This is a genomic window from Candidatus Merdisoma sp. JLR.KK011 (assembly GCF_036941125.1).
Lineage (GTDB): Bacteria > Bacillota > Clostridia > Lachnospirales > Lachnospiraceae > Laedolimicola.
The window spans coordinates 1-19,272 of record NZ_JAYWSZ010000002.1; the positions used below are offsets into that span (position 1 = coordinate 1).

24 protein-coding genes and 2 pseudogenes are annotated in these 19,272 nt (G+C 50.3%); all 26 read right to left on the bottom strand.

What is annotated here, in order from left to right; all coding sequences use genetic code 11:
• Positions 1-103: 103 nt before the first annotated feature.
• Positions 104-376, bottom strand: a complete 273-nt coding sequence (locus VV089_RS00620; RefSeq protein ID WP_150838372.1) for a helix-turn-helix domain-containing protein — start codon at positions 374-376, stop codon at positions 104-106.
• 100 nt (positions 377-476) lie between these two features.
• Positions 477-1,232, bottom strand: a complete 756-nt coding sequence (locus VV089_RS00625; RefSeq protein ID WP_334334531.1) for a DNA adenine methylase — start codon at positions 1,230-1,232, stop codon at positions 477-479.
• Between the two features lie 67 nt (positions 1,233-1,299).
• On the bottom strand, positions 1,300-1,548 hold the full coding sequence (locus VV089_RS00630; RefSeq protein ID WP_334334532.1) for a hypothetical protein: 249 nt from the start codon (positions 1,546-1,548) through the stop codon (positions 1,300-1,302).
• Positions 1,535-2,719, bottom strand: coding sequence for an RNA-directed DNA polymerase (locus VV089_RS00635; RefSeq protein WP_334334533.1), 1,185 nt, complete (start codon positions 2,717-2,719; stop codon positions 1,535-1,537). The genes VV089_RS00630 and VV089_RS00635 overlap by 14 nt, the downstream gene beginning before the upstream one ends.
• 306 nt (positions 2,720-3,025) lie before the next feature.
• The gene (locus tag VV089_RS00640) at positions 3,026-3,616 is read right to left on the bottom strand and encodes a hypothetical protein (protein WP_334334534.1); all 591 of its coding nucleotides are present in this window, start codon (positions 3,614-3,616) and stop codon (positions 3,026-3,028) included.
• Positions 3,617-3,667: 51 nt separating this feature from the next.
• Positions 3,668-4,591, bottom strand: a complete 924-nt coding sequence (locus VV089_RS00645; RefSeq protein ID WP_334334535.1) for a hypothetical protein — start codon at positions 4,589-4,591, stop codon at positions 3,668-3,670.
• Between the two features lie 14 nt (positions 4,592-4,605).
• A complete protein-coding gene (locus VV089_RS00650; RefSeq protein ID WP_334334536.1) occupies positions 4,606-5,016 on the bottom strand; it encodes a phage tail-collar fiber domain-containing protein in 411 nt (136 codons plus the stop codon).
• On the bottom strand, positions 4,988-6,292 hold the full coding sequence (locus VV089_RS00655) for a hypothetical protein (RefSeq protein ID WP_334334537.1): 1,305 nt from the start codon (positions 6,290-6,292) through the stop codon (positions 4,988-4,990). The genes VV089_RS00650 and VV089_RS00655 overlap by 29 nt, the downstream gene beginning before the upstream one ends.
• A 7-nt stretch (positions 6,293-6,299) precedes the next feature.
• On the bottom strand, positions 6,300-7,451 hold the full coding sequence (locus VV089_RS00660; RefSeq protein ID WP_334334557.1) for a baseplate J/gp47 family protein: 1,152 nt from the start codon (positions 7,449-7,451) through the stop codon (positions 6,300-6,302).
• On the bottom strand, positions 7,448-7,873 hold the full coding sequence (locus tag VV089_RS00665; protein ID WP_162225415.1) for a DUF2634 domain-containing protein: 426 nt from the start codon (positions 7,871-7,873) through the stop codon (positions 7,448-7,450). Before VV089_RS00665 ends, VV089_RS00660 begins: the two co-directional genes overlap by 4 nt.
• Positions 7,873-8,169, bottom strand: coding sequence for a hypothetical protein (locus VV089_RS00670; protein WP_172537238.1), 297 nt, complete (start codon positions 8,167-8,169; stop codon positions 7,873-7,875). Before VV089_RS00670 ends, VV089_RS00665 begins: the two co-directional genes overlap by 1 nt.
• A complete protein-coding gene (locus VV089_RS00675; protein ID WP_334334558.1) occupies positions 8,162-8,932 on the bottom strand; it encodes a hypothetical protein in 771 nt (256 codons plus the stop codon). Before VV089_RS00675 ends, VV089_RS00670 begins: the two co-directional genes overlap by 8 nt.
• A 13-nt stretch (positions 8,933-8,945) precedes the next feature.
• On the bottom strand, positions 8,946-9,497 hold the full coding sequence (locus tag VV089_RS00680; RefSeq protein ID WP_162225413.1) for a hypothetical protein: 552 nt from the start codon (positions 9,495-9,497) through the stop codon (positions 8,946-8,948).
• Between the two features lie 14 nt (positions 9,498-9,511).
• Positions 9,512-12,559 (bottom strand): phage tail tape measure protein, encoded by a 3,048-nt coding sequence (locus VV089_RS00685; protein WP_334334559.1) that lies wholly within the window; start codon positions 12,557-12,559, stop codon positions 9,512-9,514.
• A gap of 104 nt (positions 12,560-12,663) precedes the next feature.
• Positions 12,664-12,852: a hypothetical protein gene (locus VV089_RS00690; RefSeq protein ID WP_334334560.1), complete on the bottom strand. Its 189-nt coding sequence runs from the start codon at positions 12,850-12,852 to the stop codon at positions 12,664-12,666.
• 32 nt (positions 12,853-12,884) lie between these two features.
• Positions 12,885-13,280 carry a DUF6848 family protein gene (locus tag VV089_RS00695; protein ID WP_334334561.1) on the bottom strand — a complete coding sequence of 132 codons (396 nt, stop codon included), beginning with the start codon at positions 13,278-13,280 and terminating at the stop codon, positions 12,885-12,887.
• A 38-nt stretch (positions 13,281-13,318) separates the two neighbouring features.
• On the bottom strand, positions 13,319-13,765 hold the full coding sequence (locus VV089_RS00700) for a hypothetical protein (RefSeq protein ID WP_334334562.1): 447 nt from the start codon (positions 13,763-13,765) through the stop codon (positions 13,319-13,321).
• 17 nt (positions 13,766-13,782) lie between these two features.
• A complete protein-coding gene (locus VV089_RS00705; RefSeq protein WP_334334563.1) occupies positions 13,783-15,201 on the bottom strand; it encodes a DUF2586 domain-containing protein in 1,419 nt (472 codons plus the stop codon).
• Entirely contained in the window at positions 15,201-15,413 is a 213-nt protein-coding gene (locus VV089_RS00710) for a hypothetical protein (RefSeq protein WP_150838357.1), read from the bottom strand. Before VV089_RS00710 ends, VV089_RS00705 begins: the two co-directional genes overlap by 1 nt.
• 12 nt (positions 15,414-15,425) lie before the next feature.
• Positions 15,426-15,899: an SON protein gene (locus VV089_RS00715; RefSeq protein ID WP_334334564.1), complete on the bottom strand. Its 474-nt coding sequence runs from the start codon at positions 15,897-15,899 to the stop codon at positions 15,426-15,428.
• Positions 15,900-15,902: 3 nt separating this feature from the next.
• The gene (locus VV089_RS00720) at positions 15,903-16,391 is read right to left on the bottom strand and encodes a phage virion morphogenesis protein (protein ID WP_334334565.1); all 489 of its coding nucleotides are present in this window, start codon (positions 16,389-16,391) and stop codon (positions 15,903-15,905) included.
• A 4-nt stretch (positions 16,392-16,395) separates the two neighbouring features.
• The gene (locus VV089_RS00725; RefSeq protein ID WP_334334566.1) at positions 16,396-16,854 is read right to left on the bottom strand and encodes a gp436 family protein; all 459 of its coding nucleotides are present in this window, start codon (positions 16,852-16,854) and stop codon (positions 16,396-16,398) included.
• 10 nt (positions 16,855-16,864) lie between these two features.
• Complete coding sequence (locus VV089_RS00730) at positions 16,865-17,404, bottom strand: Mu-like prophage major head subunit gpT family protein (RefSeq protein WP_442891445.1); 540 nt, start codon at positions 17,402-17,404, stop codon at positions 16,865-16,867.
• Positions 17,378-17,766 (bottom strand): annotated as a pseudogene (locus VV089_RS00735) (Mu-like prophage major head subunit gpT family protein); the annotation flags it as partial. The pseudogene VV089_RS00735 and the gene VV089_RS00730, both read right to left, overlap by 27 nt.
• 17 nt (positions 17,767-17,783) lie before the next feature.
• On the bottom strand, positions 17,784-18,185 hold the full coding sequence (locus tag VV089_RS00740; RefSeq protein ID WP_334334553.1) for a hypothetical protein: 402 nt from the start codon (positions 18,183-18,185) through the stop codon (positions 17,784-17,786).
• A gap of 3 nt (positions 18,186-18,188) precedes the next feature.
• A pseudogene (locus VV089_RS00745) lies at positions 18,189-19,256 on the bottom strand (phage protease).
• Between the last annotated feature and the right edge of the window lie 16 nt (positions 19,257-19,272).

Sequence of the window (19,272 nt, forward strand, 5' to 3'; positions counted from 1 at the left end):
TGTAGCCGCTCAAAATTTTTGTCAAAGATTTTCAAAATAAATGTCAAAAACTTTCGGGAAATATTTCCCGATTTTACTCACAGAAAAAGGGGCAGTGATTTTATCACTGTCCCTTTCCTGTCTTCCGGTTCCCATGCTCTTCGATTACCAAGTGCTTTCCCGTTTTCGGTACCTTGTCTGGAATATACTCTATCAGTTCTTCAACAGAGCAGTCTAACACCTCACATATCCGGTCTATATGCTCTACTTTCAAACTAACAACAATTTCATGGTACCATTCATTGATGGCGTTCCGCCTTATTCCGGTCAGCTCTGACAATCTTTTCTGCGTCATACGCCGTTCCCCAAGAAGCTTTGATAGATGTATTCTTATCATAATAATGCCCCTTGGGAGCAATAATATCATAATTCGATTTTTAAGAGTGGCTTTTGAGCATTTATATTGTTTTTTGGTATTTTTGTATCACTTTTCGATATTAGTAGTTCTTGATTATCAGTTCCTTGTACTTAGGCTTCCTTTCTTTCATCACCAAATTATGCAATCTCTCCACTTCAATGATATGGTAACCTCTGTACAGCTCCCTTATATACTCACAATCGTTATATGACAATACAAATTTGCCCTTAATCACATCCAATGCCTCTTTTAGCCTCACATGGTCTTCCGGCATAAATCTGTCCGGATAGTATTTCTCCGTTTCATAATATGGTGGGTCAAGATAAAATAACGCATCATTTTTGTCATAATTTTTGAGAATTTTTTGGAAGTCAAGGTTCTCAATAACGACCTTATTCAGCCGCTTGGAAACTTGAATGAGGTATTCCTTGGCTTTTTCCATATCCCGTGGACGCAATCCAAAAGACCGCACATCCGCACCAAAGCTCTCCTTTATCAAGATAAAAAATCTTGCTGCTCTTTGTATATCAGTCATACCTCTTGTTTCAATCTGCTCCCTTGCATCATAAAACTGTTCCCTTGATATTAGTATGTATTGCAGCTCATTTTGAACAGCATCAGGGTGGTATTTGATACACCGGAACAAATTTACAAGGTTTCCATTGACATCATTATACACTTCCATCTTGGCGTGACTATCTGAAGAGAACAGAACCCATCCAGCTCCTCCAAACACTTCAATATAACGCCCATATGTTCCCGGTTCAGGAAATTGTTCTACAATCTTACTTCTAAGTGCTTTTTTACCGCCAATCCAAGTCATAAAGCTATCCATAATTACATTCCTTCTTTCATAATAATTTGGGCATTATTTATGATAAGGAATAATCATGAATTACTTATCAAACTGCCTGCTCTTCTGCCATGATACCATCTTCCTTGCACTTGGCAAGCTCTTCCTCAAGGGCTCCAATCTCATCCCTCACAAGCTGCCTCTGTCTGTGGAGCTCCTGAAGGTCATAGGGCGGCTCCATTCCAAGGGTAGAATACTCAATACACTTGGCAATCTTCCAGTCCCCAATCTCTGACTCCTGACAGGAGAGCTTGGTCTTCAGGTCTCTTATTTTCTGCTCTATCTCATTTCTGCTCATTTCTGTGTCCTCCTTCAATAAATGGATGGATGAAAAGCTCATCAAAGAGCTTGTCCATATTTTTGAGAATGGTGTAGGAATCATAATGCTGCACACCACCCCTCCATGAGGCATAGGAGCATCTCACGTCTGCAAAGGATACCTTCCCTTCATCCAAAAGCCTCCGGAGCCTTTTCAGCTTCCTCCTCTGCCTGACAACAGAGTCCTTGCTGATACGTTCAATCACCTTGCCTGTTTCTGTCAAACTGTATTTTATTTTAAGGAATGTGAAGCCATGGGACAGCTTGATTATCTGTGTTTTTTTAGGATTGATAAACAACCCATACTCATCACATATCCCTCTGATGTCGTTCAGGAGCCCCTTCAGGAACTCCTTGCTTTCATGGATGATATAGATGTCATCCATATACCGTCCGTAGTATTTCATTCCTCTCACAATCTTGCAGTAGTTGTCTATCCTTGTGGGATAATATACGCCGGATATTTGAGATATTTGGCTTCCAATGCCTACGGACTTCTTCATGTACTTTTCGCCTGTCAGCTCTGCCTTGTCAATTTTAGCGTGTTCCAGTGCGTTGTACAGGGTATTCATGCTGTCAGCATACTCTTCCTCTGACATGTAGGAAACATCCACCCGGAATGTGTCTATGAGCTTCTCAATAAAGCCCATGGTCTCCTTATCGCCAATCTTTTTCCGCATCTCCTTTATCAGCCCCTCATGTGGGATGTTGTCAAAGAATTTGCTAAAATCAATCAGCAGCACATACCCTTCATTGGTCTTGTGCTTCCTGTAGAACTTATGGAGGTGGGTGCTCATCCGCTTTCTCGCAAAGTGGATACCCTTCCCTTCCATGGATGCCCCATTGTCATATGTGAGGTACTTGGACAGCTCCGGGACAAGCACATTGTCACAGACCGACCTCTGCACCACCCTGTCAGAGATGTGCATGGACTTGATATGGCGGATATGACCCCTTTCATTCAGGTCAAACTCATAGAAGTCCTTCTGCTCATAGCTTCCATCCTTCAGCTCCTTTTGTGTCTGGTTGACATTCCTCAAAAGGTTGGCTTCATACCTCTGTACTGACTCCTTCCACGCTGTCCCCTTCTTTGACTTGTTAAAAGCGTCAATCAGGGAATTGGCATCATATACAGACTCCATATTTTTCATAGAGTTTCACCTCGTTCCTAGCACCACCTGACGTATCAGGGTGCATCAAGATGTTGCCCACCTCCCCTCTATGCAAAAGATGGGCTTCTTTACCTTTCGGAAGGACAAGCTTTCCTTTCCTGTATCATATGTCGGCTCGTAGCCTACACTTAGCATATATACACGAAATCGGGCGGACTCCACCATCCCCGGCGGCGGCGTTATTATTACTATTACCGTTATTGTTACAATTAGCAAACGCCGCCGCAGACACCACAGCACTCAACGGGATGCTGTTTCACTTGATACAAAGCTTGCCCCGGATAATTATACTTGTTTTTTCGTATTTGGGGAAGTCCCTTCAGCCTTTTTTGCCTCGGTCTCCTTGATTTTCTTCAGTATTCTGTTGTCACTCTTCCGCCATCCCTTCAGGAGGGCTATCTCCTTCTCAATCATGTCCACATACCTCATGTACTTCTGTGCATCCACCGGGATAATGGATATGATGTACTGCATCTCCTGAAGGAGCTGCTCACAGTTTCCTATGGCATGGTTTTGGAAATTCCTCCGGTCATAAAATTCACTTTCGCATACTGGATATATGGTGTTCGCCTGTGTAATGTTCATTACCATGTTGTGCATTATGTTCATCATGCTGCTCCGCATCTTGTCTATGAGCCATGCCGGATATTCCTCAATAACTTTTGCAGTCATTTCATACTTTGCAATTATTTCCCGGAACTTTTTCTCATCCTCCGGCTCCATGCCCTGCACACCATACAGTGCCTTGATGCTCCGCACTTTGTCCTTGATGCCAAAGTCCCGGAGCAACAACAGGGTTATCTCCTTCCGGAGCATTATGGCATTATGGTAAAATTCCATACTCGACACGCTTCGCTTGTTTTTCAGTACGCTCAACCTTTTTCCTCCCTCCGGTCATCTGCCCCCATATAGGGGGCAGATTTAAGATTACCCGATACAGGAATACGGGCGGACTCCACCATCCCCGGCGGCGGCGCTATGATAACTATGACCGTCAGTGCCACAACGAGCAAACGCCGCCGCAGACACCACAGCACTCAACCATTGCCACATCCTGCTTCCGTTATGTCCAAGCCCTGCTACCTTCAGGTGGGGAGCTAACCGAAACAATGGGAACTGGATATTGGCATTGCCTGTGTCATAAAATGAGGAACTAAGCACCGTGGAACCGTATATCTGTATCTCACTCATCAGCCTAAGAAGGCAATCCTTCCACTCCCAAGAACTTGCATAGCCTATCTGCCCTGCCCCTGCATTAGAATTGCCCGTTGTAGATACTGCTGTTGTGAGCAGCTCTCTGTGACTAATTATATGATTATTCAGGGCTTTTTGCAAGGCTGCTGCATAAACCGGGAGCACCGTTGTGTGCATCCTGGAGCCTGCATATCCGCCTGTGGTCACACTTGTGTCATTCATCTTGGCAGGGGTCTTGAAGCAGTCCTTGGGGATTATCACAGCATGGTGCTTCGTAAAGGCTGTATCCCCGTTATTCCAAAAAATATCAAAGCCTGCCAGTAACATCCTGACCGTCTCCGTCCCTCCGAACTCTGTTGTTATGCTCACATCAAAATAGTCACCCACATACAGGTCTTCAAAAGTGCCGGGCTTGATACGGTCACATATCTCATCTATTGTGTACACGTTGGTCAGGTCTTTTCCCCGGTAGATGGAATTGTGGAAGCCTGCATTGTCCACAAAAACATTTTTCATCTGTTCATGCAGGAACTTGTCATTGTCAAGGAGTTGCTGATGCCTCCGGTTCCACTCATCACAGTGTGCCGGGGTTGTCCGCTCCATTGCCTGCATCTCAAGGACAAGCTCCGGGTTAGCTGCTGCTGTTAAATTTGCCATTTTCCTATGCCTCCTTAATAATTGTCTTCAATGGTGAATGTCACCTCTGTCTCATCCTTGCCTTTTGCAAGGAAGTTTGAGAATGCCACCACATCACCATCCTCATCAATCAGTGCCATCTCGCTGATGAACGTGCCCACAAGCTCATTCTCCTCAAGCTTGATGGTGTACTCATAGGATGTGTCGGAAGTCTTGGCTGATGAGGTGTAGGGTTTCCTTACCACCTCGCTCTTCAGCCCCATGTTCTCCGCAAGCGGCACAATCACGGTGCCATCCGCATTGACTCCCCCGGAGCCAAGTGCAATGTGCGTTATCTTTGCAATGCTCCCGGTTGTGTGGCTCGCTTCAGCCATCTTCTTCCTTCTGATTTTCGTTATTACGCTTTTTGTTGCCATTCTACAACACCTCCGTTTTCTGCCAAGCATCTATTGTCTTGGAACCGTCAAGGCTCCATGTCCCGTCAAGGAAGATGAGGTTATGCTCTCCATGCCATATGACCCTGTACTCCCTTGTATATCCTACACCAAAGCGGTATTCCTGCTTGGTGGTGTATTCCCTCCTCTGTGCATCCATGAGCCGGGAGCCATTCAGCTTCCAAAGCCCGTTGAGCTTCAGATAGTCAAAGTAATGTATGACCATCCTGTACCGCTCCAATACGTTCCTGATGCTGTATGCCCCATTGCAGGGCTGCATCCGGTACCTCTGCTGCTTCAGGAGCAGCTCCTCCTCATGCTGATGGCGGAAAGCTGTGCCCCACCTCATTCCTCTTGGGGACAGCTCCGCATCCACTGTATGGCTTCCGTCCGTCACCCATGAGCCATCCGTCTTCAGATAGTCAAAATAGTGCATCCTGAAGCTGTATGCCGCCTTCAGGAGGGCATCCTCCACCATAAGGCAGGCGTAATTATACGCCATGGCTGCAAGCCCGGCTTCATGGAGCCCATAGGGGCTCTCATACCGGTATCCTATCCGGGTGCCTATGGGAGACCGCTGTGCATCCAGTACATGGCTCCCGTCCAGTGTCCACATGCCATCCGTCTTCAGGTAATTAAAATAATAAAGGTATTTCTTATACAGCACAGCAAGGAAGCTAGAGCTGTATATCTCCCGGATGCTCAAATTGTACCGGAAAAAGTAATTGTCCTTTGCCCCCACCTCTTTCCACTTCCTGACGGTCTTCCGCATGATGTCAAAACTGATTGGATGCTCCTCATCCGCATCCATCACAATGACTATGTAGAACTCCGCCCATCTGTTCTCAAGGGTGTCTGACTCCAATGTCCGGCTCCCGTCAAGGAGCCAGCTTCCGTCAAGCGTGAAGTGGACAAAGCCTGTCAGCTCGTTTGCCCTCACAAGAACCGGGGAGGCATAGCCAAGGGTCTTCACTGCAAGCAGAACCCCTTCATTGGTGCCCCCAAGCTTGCACAGCTCATCATACATGGCTATCCTTGAGCGGTAGTTCTCCGGGTGCTCCCCCTCATACCGGGTCAGCCTCCTGTCCGCCCCATGCACCGGGAGCATCTCATGGCTGCATGTGGCAACCATTCCTTCATCCCTTGCCCGGAGGATGTCCTCCTTCGCTTCGTCAAACCTCCTGCCGAACACCCGGCAGAGGGTGTACCACTTATTCAGGGCTTTCTTCAGCTTTTTCAGGGGAGTTGTGAGCAGATACCACATGTATTCAATGAAATTTTCTATCATGGCGGCATCACTCCTTCCCCCTTGTGCTCTGTGCCACGTTCCGGACAGCCACCGTGATGTCCCCTGCCATGATGACCTTATCCTGTTCAAGCACCATGTCCTCCGATGGCTGCAAGATGTCCGTCTTCCTGTAGTTGTCAATCTTGGTGCTAAGTGCTTGGATGATGCTGTCCCTGTACAGGGTGTTCATCTCTCCCCTTGTCAGTGCCATCATCTCCTCAATGAGCTTTACTGCCTGTGCATCCACGCCATCCGTTGCCGCATCTTCAGCAAGGTATACCACAAGCTCAAACGCCTGCCGCACTACCTCACTGGATTTCACAAGGTAGTCCTCATAGTTGCCCTTCAATGGCTCTATGGCTTCCCCGACCCTCCGTATGAGTTCCGGTGATGCTTCCCCGGCTGCCCCCGTGACAATCACGTCCACGGTGCCCTGTCCCCTTGGATGCTGTGCATCTATCCGGGCATCCAGTACACCGGGGACAGACTTGGCAGCGTTCCGGAGCTTCTCCTCTATGGTTCTTGTTGCCAGTTCCGCCCATGAGCTCATGCACCTGTCCCGGAGGTCTTCAAGGTCTTCCTCCTCGGCTCCCTCTTCAAAGAGCCAGTCCTCCTCATTCGTCACATAATCCATACCGTCAAGGTGTATCATGGATATGGTTATCCTTCCCGGTGCTATGTTGTAATAGGTTCCGGGTGCCTCTGCCTCCACAAGCACCCTTCCTACAGGCTCCCCGGCATCAATGACCGTGTTCTCACAGCAGTAGAACTTCAGCTCCTTGCCCCCGGCATCCGGCTCCGTCTTGAAGCAATGTCCCTTCGTCACCTGAAGGGCATTGTTATACTCATTCCTGTATATGGTCACATAGCCCTTTGCCGCTTTTGCCTCCTTCTGCTGCTTTGAATAGTCGGCTGCCTTAATCTTCAGCCAGTCACCTTCAGCATGTTTGATGAAGCAGCTATTGACTATGACACGGGCAAGCTCCTTCAGCTCTATGTATATGGTCACTAACATGCGGCAAAGGTGGTAGAAGATGCCGCCCTTTTTGAAGTTCGTTATGGGGAAGCCTTCGTCCTCAAGCTCTCCCTGCACCTTTTCCATCTCCTCATCCTCATCCGGGATAGGGATAATCTTTTCCATGATGCTCTCATCTATCATTCCACAATCACCTCCACGCCATTGCTCTCAATGTCAATGCTGTACTCCTTGCTGCTGTCATTCTTCCGGAAGGCTACCCTGACATGGTATAAGTGACCGTCAAAGTCCACCGTTGTCTGTATGCTCCCGGCATCAATATAGTCCCTCTTGGACAGCTTGGAACGGATACGCTGCTGTATTTCCATCTGTGTGAAGTCATCATATTCCCCCTGCATGAAGTCAAGCAGGCTCCACCCATAGCTTCCATCCCCCTCCTCGTCCTCATAGAAGAGCTCGCCTTCTTCCGTCACCGCTTCATTCCTGATGTCTTGCAGCCAACACTCATCATCTGATACAAGGGATGTGTCCCCGTTCCCGTCTGACACAGGCTGACCATCCTCATCAAGCATGATGTCAACGTCATTCGCACCTGTTATCTGCATCAGAAGCACCTCCCTATGATATAGGGCTTGCACTCGCCATACATGAGGACTACCGCCACGGTCTCATCCTTCAGGACTGGTATGTCCGTTGCCACCTTCGGGACTTCCGGGAAGCGGCTGTCCGGCTGCTTGTTTTTGTCAAGTATTTTGAGCGTTGCCTCATACAGCTCCTCCCCTTTCCTTTTGACCGCTACCACCTTTGCATACAGGCAGGGAGGGTACTGCATGTGCGGATAATTCTCTTTTATCTGATTGCCAAGCTCCTGCTCCACAAACATCTTCATCATGTCAGACATCCTTCTCACCTCCTGCAAAATAGATGTACATGTGTACCGCCCCGGTATCGTCACTCCTCACTATGGTCTTCTCCACTGTCACAATGCCGCTGTACTTGCTGTGCTGCACCTCAACCTCTTGACTGTGGTGTATCCAAGGGATGGCTATTGTCTCCGCCTCCCAAAGGTCTCCATACTTATTCAGGGACAGGATGGTCTCCCCCTCCTCAAGGACATACATCTCCTCCTGTTCTTCCTTGGTTCCCCAATAGAACACCTTCTTTTGGAAGAAGAACGGGTTTTTGATGCCCCATGAGCTGTTGACCTCTGCTATGGTGTTGATGCCGCTCTTCCTGTCAATGACAAAGAGGGATTTCTTCCCATAGTTCTCATCAGACAGCACATAGTCCTCAATCCCTGCACAGGTCAGCACATACCGGATGACATCCTGTGGCTCACAGTCTACAAAGGATGCCTTGATGGTCACTCTGTCAAGCTTCATCATGTCATCTTTTATCATTATCTCTTTCCAGTAGTCCGTGTCACCGCACCTGACATACCCCTCAATCAGGCTGTCAAAGTCATCCTCATAGCCAAGCTCCACGCTTGCCTCATCCATATCCTTGAACTTCAGGACTCCCTGAAGCTGTGGGGACAGCTCCACCCGGCACCAGTCCATGTGTGACTCCTTGCTTGAGAAGCACTCAACCTCTATCCCTTCAGTCACCTCATAGTCCCCTACTGTCACCTTAAACTCCGGGGATATTAGCTTCTTGACCCCCAAGCCAGTCACCTCCCTACTTCACAATCCTTTTTGCTATCTTCTTAGCCTTGAGCGTGTTCCGGCTGTCCTTTGCCGGGCTCTTGCTCTTCAGCTTCTTGCTTTTTGTCTTCTTGCTGCTCTTTTTCTTTGTTTTCTTCTTGCTCTTTTTCTTCTTGACCTTTATCCCGGCTATATCAGGAGCCCACAGCTCCAAGGAGGCTATCCGTTTGCTCTCTGATATGACCTTCTTGGAGGTGAGGTTCTTGAAATATACGCTCGATATGCCACGGGCTGCACAGTCCTCATTGACGATAGGGAGCAGCTTGGGTTTATTCTGACCATATGCTTTGAAAAGCCTCTGCATCTCCGTGAGCTGTTCTAATGTCGTGGCTTTCTTGGTATCCTCAAGCAGTATGTCTATCATCACCTTGGCATTTTCATAGCCTACAGGCTGCGACTTCTTGAACCTGCCCTTTTCATCCTGTGCCACATACACGCTCCCTGCCTCCTGCACTTCCACGCTTGTGACCTGACCTTTCAGATATACGCCGCCAAGCTTCACCACTTTGTCCTGTACATACAGCATACCGCCTCACCTCCTTATGTGGCTGCCGGGGAGGGGCTGTCCGTCCGGTTCTGTGCATCCTTCAGCTCATCTATCAGCTTGTAGAGCAGCGGCAAGTCCTTAATCTTGCTGATGTCTACTGTGAAGCTTATCTGATGGATGGTTGTGCCGCCTTCCCTGCCCCATCTCTCGGTTGTGTGTGTCTCCTTGGTTGTTGTGCTGCTTTCCTTTTCCTTGCGTACTGATGCAGCCTTTGATGTCAGGGCACTTGTGATGTTCGCCCCGGTCTGCTGTACGCTGTCACCGCTTTCTTCATTCTCACCTTTGACCACGCCCCTGACAACCTCGGTCATCTGCTTCCACAGTTCTGACAATGGCAGCACCGCTTCAGCTCCGGCTTCTCCCCCTCCCAAAAGGCTTCCGCCCATGGCTCCAAAGATGGTTGCCCCGTTCAGGATGCCGCCATCCCTGTACCACTGGATGGAGAACTTAGGTAGTGAGCCCTTTCCTGCAATGCCAAAAGGTGCCTCTCCGCCGCTCACACTGATGTGTGGCAACTTTAAGTCCGGGAGCTTCCATGAGAAATTGAAGACTCCTTTTATTCTCTCAATCGCACCGGATACTACCGATCTTGCAGCCTCAAGCTTTGAGGAAAACGCCGACTTGATACCGTCTAAGACGGATGATACCGTGTCTTTCGCCGCCTGTATCTTGGATGCTATGGTGGAGCGTATGCTCTCAAGCCTTCCGCCTGTTAATGTGTTGATGGCGGAGTAGGCTGCACTGAAGGTACCCTGTACCCCCGTCATGGTTGCGGATACTATCCCCTTGATGCCTCCGCCGCTCGCCTGATATGCCGCCTGCATGTTGGAGAGCTGTGTGCTTGCATAGTTCTTTGCCGCCGACATCCCGGTTGACACCGCATTTGCCACCCCGGACATCTTCTCACTGAACTTGTTTTTGATGTCCGTGAGCTTTCCGCCCGTCAGGTTGTCAATGAATGTGAAGCCTGCTGTGTAATATCCCTTCACCCCCTCTATTGCTGCCGCCGCTACGCCTTTGATGCCTCCGCCATGTTCCTCATAGGCTGCCTTCATGTTCCCAAGCTTTTCCTTCACGGTGTCGGATGCCGCCCCCAAGATATTCCCAAAGAAGCCCTTGACTGCCTCAAGCCCGTTTTTCACGGTGTCCTTCATCTTCGTTATGGTCTCGCTTGCATCAATGCCTATGGCGGAAAAGGCTCCGCCTATTGCATCAAGGAAGCCTGAAGCAAATCCGCCTATAAAAGAGAGGATGGCGTTGAACCCGTTTTCTATAAAATTCTTGAAGTCACCGACAGCGGCGGAGGCAAAGTCCATAGCCCCCGAAAAATCGCCCTTGAACAGAGCAACTACAGCGTTCACCACGTTGGTGACAAAGGATACGAAACTCGAAAAGGCATCTATCAGCGGTGTCAGTGCGGACAAGGCTCCCTGTATAGCTCCGGCAAACGTGGAACCAAGCACCACTAGGACAACTGCCCCCACTTTTTCAAGTATCTGTATGATTGGCTGTACCGCCTGCCATAGTTCCTTGAGCTTGCCGCCTAGGTTTTGCAAGGCAGGCTGTATAGATGACCACGCCTGCATGACTGCTGACTTTACCTGTTCAAACAGCCCCTTCCAAAAATTCCGGAAGGCTTCTGACTTGTTCCATAGGACAACAAAGGCAGCTACAAGTGCCACTATCCCGACTATCACCCATGTGATGGGGGATGCAAGGAAGGCTGTGTTCATTCCCAATACAGCGGTCTTCACAAGCCCTATGGCGTTCTTTGCTGACAGGAAGAGCTTCCCAAGGCTGCCCACCACACCCATCACGCTTCCTGCTATCGCTAGGAATACGCCAAGCTTCAGGGCTATGTTCATTATGCTCTGCACTGTCTCCTGATTGTTGCTTATCCACTCGGAGCCCTTCTTTATCAGTCCGCTCACCTTGTCCATGGTGTTGTTGACTGCCGGAAGGAGCCCGTTGCCAAGTTCCTCTACGTTGTTATGTATCTGCTGTTTCAGTACTTGGAACTTCTGCTCCGGCGTGTTGTTGATGGCTTCCGCCATCTCCTCCGTCACAGAGATGCCGCTCTTCATGCTCCCCTGCAAGTCCTGTATCCCGGAGTCCAGTGTCTCCACATTGTTGTATAGCAGGTCAATGAGGGCTACCGCCTCATCCGTCCCAAAGGCTTCCTTCAGCTCCCTCTTCTCTACCGCATCTATGGTGTCCCCGTATTTGCTCTTCAGCTCCGTCAGTATCTCCGGCATGGAGAGGAGCTGGTTGTTGGTGTCAAGGAATGTCAGCCCAAGCTTCTCCCCGGCACTGGATGCCTGATTGAGGAATGACTTGTACTTCGTTGCCGCTTCAGAACCGGACATTGTGGTCTGAAGCTGTCCCATGATGGCAAGCTGCTCCTCAAGTGGGACATTGGCGTTTGTCGCTGTGGCTCCAAGTGCTGATATGGCACTCGCCATCTCGGAGCCGGATGTCTTATAGTTCTTAACCGCTGTTGCTATCCCGGCAGAGAACATCTCCCCAAACTCAAGGTCTGACATATCATCATAAAAGCCTTTATAGATACCGTACCCTGTAGCGAACAGTGAGCCCATCTCTTCCGTTGTTGATTTTGTGGCTTTTCCCGTGAGGGCTGCCAGTTGCGTGAACTGTGCCACGCCTTCATCCGTCAAGGATGCTATTCCTGATTTTATGTCATAGGATGCCGTTATAAAGTCCGCTTTGCTTGTGCCTGCCCATGTGTCAGAGAAGCTCTTTGCCGCATCCTCCACCGCCTTCAGGTCTTTCACCCCAAGGGAGGATAGCTCCCCTAGTGCGTTCTGTGTGTCAAAGGTGGATGTGACGGTCTTCATGCAGAGTCCGGTGATGCCTGCCCCTATCCCTGCCATTGCCGCCCCTGCCTTCTGCATGGTTCCAAAAGCGGAATTGAGCCTGTTGACAACGCCTGACACGTTATCCCCGACTCCTCCCATCTGACCGGACAGGTTATCTACCAAGTTCAGGATGACAGACAATTTGTATACAGACTCCATACCCATGCAACCACCTCCCTGTTGCTTTTTTCCCAATTTGTGGTATACTTATCTTCAGAAGTTCATAGAGGTGTGCTCAAGTCCCACAGTTTCCGGCTGTGGGGCTTGTTTTATTCGTCTTCAAAATTGTCCGCTATCCCTTTTGCTACCCCTGCCTCGATATCCTCAATCCTCATGTCCCTTGCACAGTCCGCTTGACCATACAGGGAAAAGAACTCATCAAAGGTCAGGTCTTCAAAGCTTTCCGGAAGCAGTTCCTTGGGAAGGTAGGTGTATATGACCATCTTCCCATAGCTCACAAAGCTGCTCTTGAACTGCTCCTTGGCATCCTCTACAGCTTTTTTACTGATGTAGTGTCCGCAAGCCCAAGCATACGGAGCAGCTTGTCCGCAAGGCTGATAGTGATTGCCGGGTATTCCTCCACGGTCTTCTTGAGTTCATCCCTCTGCTCATCAATGATGTTGTCAAAGACAAAGCTCTTGGATGCCTTTGTCACGGAGTTGGAGATGGTCTTCACATATCGGTCATAGGATGCCGGCTTCGGTTTCCTGAACAGGTAGGAGAACTCCTCCTCCGTGTCATCATCCACCTGTACCGTTGTTGTCACCGTGTAGATTTTCTCATCCGTCCCGGAATACTTTTCCTTCAGGTTCTCCACATCTGCCGCCTTTGCCGCTTCATTCTCTTTTGCTGCTCTGATGAGCTCCTGTTCTCTTGCTTCGTTCATGTTCATACCTCCATTTTTGTCATTTATTCTGTTATCAGTTACGCATCAAGACCGTTGATTTTGATGCCGCCCATTGCGATACCGTCAAGGTCTACCTTCATGGACTTGTCCCCCTGTGCCGCCTTGAAGCTACGCTTTGACAGCACAATCTTGGTCAGGACATCCGTACAGGTTGCCGCCCCTTCGTCTGCATAGTTCACAACAATCTTCGGGATGACATACTTGTAGAAGTTCTTGTATCCCTTTGACTGGATGACCCTGCACATCTCATTGAAGTCCTCACGGAGCAGGGATAGCTTGACGGAGTTTTTCTGGTTTCCGGTACCGTATCCCCTGATTTTTCCGCCCTTGCCATAGATAGGCTCGCTCTCCTGCTCGTCATCATAGGAGATTTCCATGGGCTCCATGTTCTCCATGCCGGAAGCTGTGATTGTCACGCTTGACCAGTCATACACTTTTCCATTGATTAGCTGCTTATTTGCCATGTATCTCTACCTCCTTCCTAAGATGCTGCATAGGGGTTCTCTACTGCAAAGGTCAGGTTCATCTCCCTCACATGCCCCATAGGTACATAGGTTATCCGGATGTCAAGGCTCTCATCCACAAGGATGTTGAGGTTCTCCGTGTCGATTGCCACGGAGCCGGAGCTGATAATCTTGCCCCGGATGGCATCCTCCACAGGGGTGTTGAGCTGCTCCTGAATGTTGGTGATGCTCGTCTCAAGGTCTCCGGGGTCAACCTCCACCTGAAGCTCATTGAGAGCCTCCGCCCTGACCGCCCTCACAAGCCTGTTTGATACCCGGACATCTTCAGCATAGGCATAGTCGCTTCCCTCCGGTGACATCATGTTTGCAGAGGTCACATAGAAGTCCTCCTTGCCAATGTACTGCCGGATGGTCACGAACTTTGCCGCATCCAAGGTCTCAATATAGTCCTCAATCCCTTCAGGGAGGAGCTTCTGCACCTTGGCTTCAGAGATAGGGAAGCTCTTCACCTCCCCAATGCTCTGTGACTCCTTGGCTCTGCCATAGAGACCTGTCACAATGCCTGCATTGTTGATGTCCTGCACCCTTCCATCCATCCGCTGATACCGGGAGTTGCTGCACACGACCTGTATATACATGTTGTTGATGCCCTTCCGCTCCTCAAGCATGGCGTTCACATACTCCTCAAGGCTCTCATCCGCCCTTTTCCCCCTTGCCTCACAGACAAAATACAGGGGTCTCTTGTACTTCGTCAGGAAATCATTGGCAAGCGTACACAGGGAAGCCCACAGAGCCTTGGCGGATACCCCCACGATATGGACGAACTCAAACACAATGGGGCTGTTGATGAGGCTCTCCACCGCATTGATGACCGCCTCATTGCTCATAGCCGGGGAGGTTGTGGAGAACGTGAAGCGGTCTCCCTCCTTGAAGCTGTCACCGCCTTCCGCATCCGTGAACTTTACATTGAGCCCGGTGGCTTCCAGTTCCGCCTCCCCGGTGACAGGTATGGTCATCTCTTCCGTGAAAGTGTTGCCACCGTCCAGGGAATACCTGAAGCTTCCCTCATTGCACTCCCCGGCATCCATGACCTCAACCACAATGTCATAGGCATTGTTGGGGCTCCCTTTTACCTCAAAGCTGCCATACCCTTTCTTTTCCTCCTTGATTTCTCCAACCGTTCCGGCTGTCCCTGCCTTCACCGGGATGCAGTAGGTGGAGGATGCACCCCACTCCACCGCATCAATGCAGGCATCAGCAAGCGGAGTGTTCCCCACCTTCTCCTTGATTTTCTTGGCGTTCATTGTGCCGCTAATCAGGATGGGTGCCTTGCTTTCCACATTGGAAATGCCTATCTTGATATGTGTCCCGGTACCTGTCCGGCTGCTACGCCCAAGGTTGCCATCTTCGACTTTTACATTTACATCTCCGTACATTATCCTTTCGCCTCCTTGTCCTCCTTGCTCCCGTTGACCGGGGCTTTCCGGAAGGCTTCACAGGCTTCCTTGAACTCCTGCTCATCCACCTGTCTTCCACTCTTCCATCCGTTGGCTGCCTTCGTCCCTTCAAATACTGCATCCGGTACGCCAAGCTTCTGCTTGAGCTCCTCAATGCTTTTCAAGGATGCAGCCTGTCTCGTTTCTGCCATGCTTATTCCTCCTTATCCGACAGAGCCAATGTCCATTGGCTTGATGTTTCTATCCTCATAGATACCGCCTTCAAAAGTGATGTCGAACTGTACCGCCATTTTAGCCTTCAGGATACTGTCACCCTCTTCTACCCAGTCCGCCTCACCTACCACGATATTCACCCAGTTACCGTCCACATCTATCCCCTTTTTCAGGTTCCGGAGAAAGCTCTCAAGGATTTCCTCCACCTTCTCCTCTGATGTGTCAGCTATCACTACATGGAGTGATGTGCTCCTGTTCCACAGCTTGACCCTACGCTTCCGCTGCCCCTCTTGGTCTACAAATTTTCTTTTTGAGCCGGAGCGTGTGAATGTCTCACCGTTTCGCAATACTGCACCAACGTGGACTTCGTTCCCCTGCTTCAGCTTTTTCATATTGGTGTAGACCTGACTCTTGATGCCGGAGCTCTTCAGCGTTTCTACTATGTAGTTCCTCTCCTTTACCATGTCCTACTCCTCAAAAATTTCCTCCAAGGCATCCTTGATGTCCTGCTCATCCTGCTCGCTGACACCCAAGAACGGTCTCGGTGGTATGCTTACTTTGACAGAGGCTGCCTTCTTCCACTGTCCGCCAATCTTGAATGTGAGGTATTTCTTGTTTTTTGCTCTTATTGTCCGCTCATCACCAAATTGGTGTGTGGCTGCTCTGATGTCATTGGTGCCTACTGCAAGTCCACTCTCACTCACTTCTGACCGGATGCTGTTCTTGAGCTGTGCGGTCTTGGTGAGCGTCTTGCCGCCTTCCTCCCTCGCACGGATGGAGGTTTTCCATGGTTTCCCTTCCGGGGACTTCTCCTCCGTGAAGCGTTCCACCGTGGAAGTCCTAAGCCCTTCCGCTATGGAGTTCAGAACCCCACGGGTCTCAAGGTTTCCCAATCGGTTCAGGCGTTGGAGCAGTTCATCAGTGTCACCGGACAGCTCTGCCCTGATTGATGACATCCCATCACCATCCTCTCATACTGTCCCTTGAGAATACCCGACCTGAAGACTTCATTTTGAAGCCATTGGCTGCTTCGCTGCTTCCTGATTTCTCATCAATGCCTATGTCTATGATGCCCTTTGCGACATCAAGCAGGAACTTGATGGCTGCATTGTATCGGTTCAGGAAGGTCTTCTCCCGTTCACTCTCGTCTATGCCTGTCCTTGACACAAGGTTATATACGGATATGTCCTTTGCAAACTTGCTGATGACCTTGGGTGTCTTTCTGAAGGGAACGCTGTACCGCTTGGCAAGGTACCCGTCAATCTCGGCACAAGCATCTGATATGGCAGCCTCACAGAGCGTTGCAATCTTCTCCGTCCGTTCCTGCTCATCCTCTATGTACTCATCTCCAATGATGACATTCATCATGTCATCCTTTATCATTTCAAGAACCTCTTCCACGGTACAGTACATTCCCATCACCTACCCTCTATCCCTGTGCCTGCGGCTCTGCCTCCCCGGTGGAGCCATATGCCATCTGCCAAAAGCCATATCCTGCATTGCTTCTCCCGTCTGCCCCGTACAGGAACTCATCCAACAGGAAGACGTTCTCATCCGTGTCCTTTGTCAAGGACACAAACTTGATTTTCTTCCGGAGCTGATAGATGAAGGGCTTGAGGAAGCGGTTGGTACACAGAAGGAACCAATACTCCGGATGCTCTGCAAGGGCAGGCTCCACATGGAGCTTCGCTGTCCCCTTCAGCACGTTGGTGGTGCCTTCAATCTGGTCAGCCTCCAAGATAAGCCGGGCTTCCTCCTCCAATGCCGGCGGCACTACCAAGAGGTCAGGCACAAGCTTCAGGCTCTTGCCTTTGTCTCCCCTGATGCTCATAATGGAGCTCCTTGCCTCCATGTAGGACTCCCTTGACAGTTTCTTGTTGCTGCGGTTGCTGTAGGTCTTTTCGCCTACCTTGTGGGCTGTGTTGAAGAAAGAGAGCCCGTCATAGCATTTCTCCGTGAAGCCGCTCATCATTGCACCAAAGACAAGCTCGTCCGGATGCAGGGCAGCCGCTTCCCCCATGTTGGAGAAGAGCGGAGTGTACACTCCATACTTGTCATCCTCAATGTCATCCCTCGGAACGCCTATGGTCATCTCAAACTTTTTGTTCTTGATGAGGTAGTCATAAGCGGCAAGAGCCTGTATCTCCCTCTCGCCAATCCACTCCCTCATGCCGGCATCTGCCCAAGCCACTTGTAATCCTGCTCCCCCGTGGTGCTCGGTACCACGGTTGCAACCTTCTGATAATTGGACTGCGTGGTGTCAAAGCTCTTGTTGAAAGCTGTGGAATACCCCACGGACAGCCCGTGTAAATTCGCCTGATTAACAATCATGTGTCATTTCCTCCTTCTTACTCTCCGGCTCCTGCCTGTGTCATGTCCACGGTCACTCCGTCATCCGCCACCTCCAGGATGATGCCTGCCATGCTTGAGCCCTCCGCTGTGATGGTCACTGTCCGCTCATCCTTGACATAGCAGGGCTTCAGGATGTCGGTCTCCTTGATGGTTCCGTCATTGCCCCACACGAATGTCCCACGCTTCACGCTGACCGCCTGCTCACCGTCTGCCCCGTTGCGGTTGTCGCAATAACGCTGTACGCATCCTGCGACCCGGAGCCCGGCGGAAGCGGCTGCCGGGGCTGCATATCCATCCCCATTTATGGCTGCCATGGTTGCCTCTGTCAGCTCTGCTCCGCCCTTCACCGGGATGTTGAGCATCCGGTTCCCGGTTCTCTCGTTTCCTGTCCTGTCCATCTCTTAGTCCTCCTTTTTGCTGTACTTCTTTACATCTTCCATGGATACGCCCATGTTCTTCAGGATGGCCACATCCACCTCATCAGAGCCGGGAGCTGCCGGGGCATCCTTCAGGTCAAGCCTGCCCTGCGGAACCACCACCGGAGCCTTGTCCACAAAGCCCTTGAAGCCCTCCATGTCCTTCAGTGCGTAGGACTTTGCCCACTCGGACTGTGCCGCTGTGATTTTCCCTGCCTTCAGTGCCTTCCTGACCGCCTCATCCGCATCCCTTTCCTGCATCCTCTGTTTGAGTACAAGGAGCTCCGCCTGCGTGTCCGGCGTTCCTGCCCGAGTGCCATGATGGAAGCCGCCACATCCTCGGTCTTGGCATCCGCCTTCAGACCAAGCATGGAGAGGATGGTGCTGTTCGCCACCATGTCCGCCCCTTCCGGCTTCGGTTCCCCGTCCCCCGGCTTCCCTTCTCCCTCTCCCGGCTTCTTTCCGTCCATCTCCTTGAGCTTCTCCGCCGCTTTTGCAGCATCCTCCACCGCCTTCTTGATTTCATCTTCCGTTGCGGTCTCCGGAAGCCCTAATGCCTTTGCAAGTTCTTTTAAGTCCATGATATTTCCTCCTTCTGATATGTCCTCTATGTCAAGAGAGTTCACCAGTGCGAACATCCCATCAATAGCAGGCGTGTTTGTCAGTGCGACAGAGTGTATCGCCGCCGCCTTTTGGTCTCTCTTCCGCACCAAAACCACCGGGGAGAGGTATCTGTACTCCTTATTCTTCAGATACTCGGCGGCTTTTGCTGTCCACTCCACCTTGGCAATGATGGCATCCTCCCCTTTGTAGAGGTCTTTTATCCATCCGCCTGCCGGAGCCTGCACATCTGACAGTGTTTGGTGCTCATAGTCAATCACAAGGTCAAGCTTCCTGTCCTTGAACTGTTTCCGGATGAGCTCAAAGCTCTCATCATCCACAGTGAAAGTCCCCCTTTTGGGAATGAACCCTCCCAAGGGGAAGTATTTTGATTTCTGTAGGCACACCGGAGAGCTCCACGCCCTGTCCGGCACATGCTATCAGCTTTGCCATGCCTTACCACCTCTTT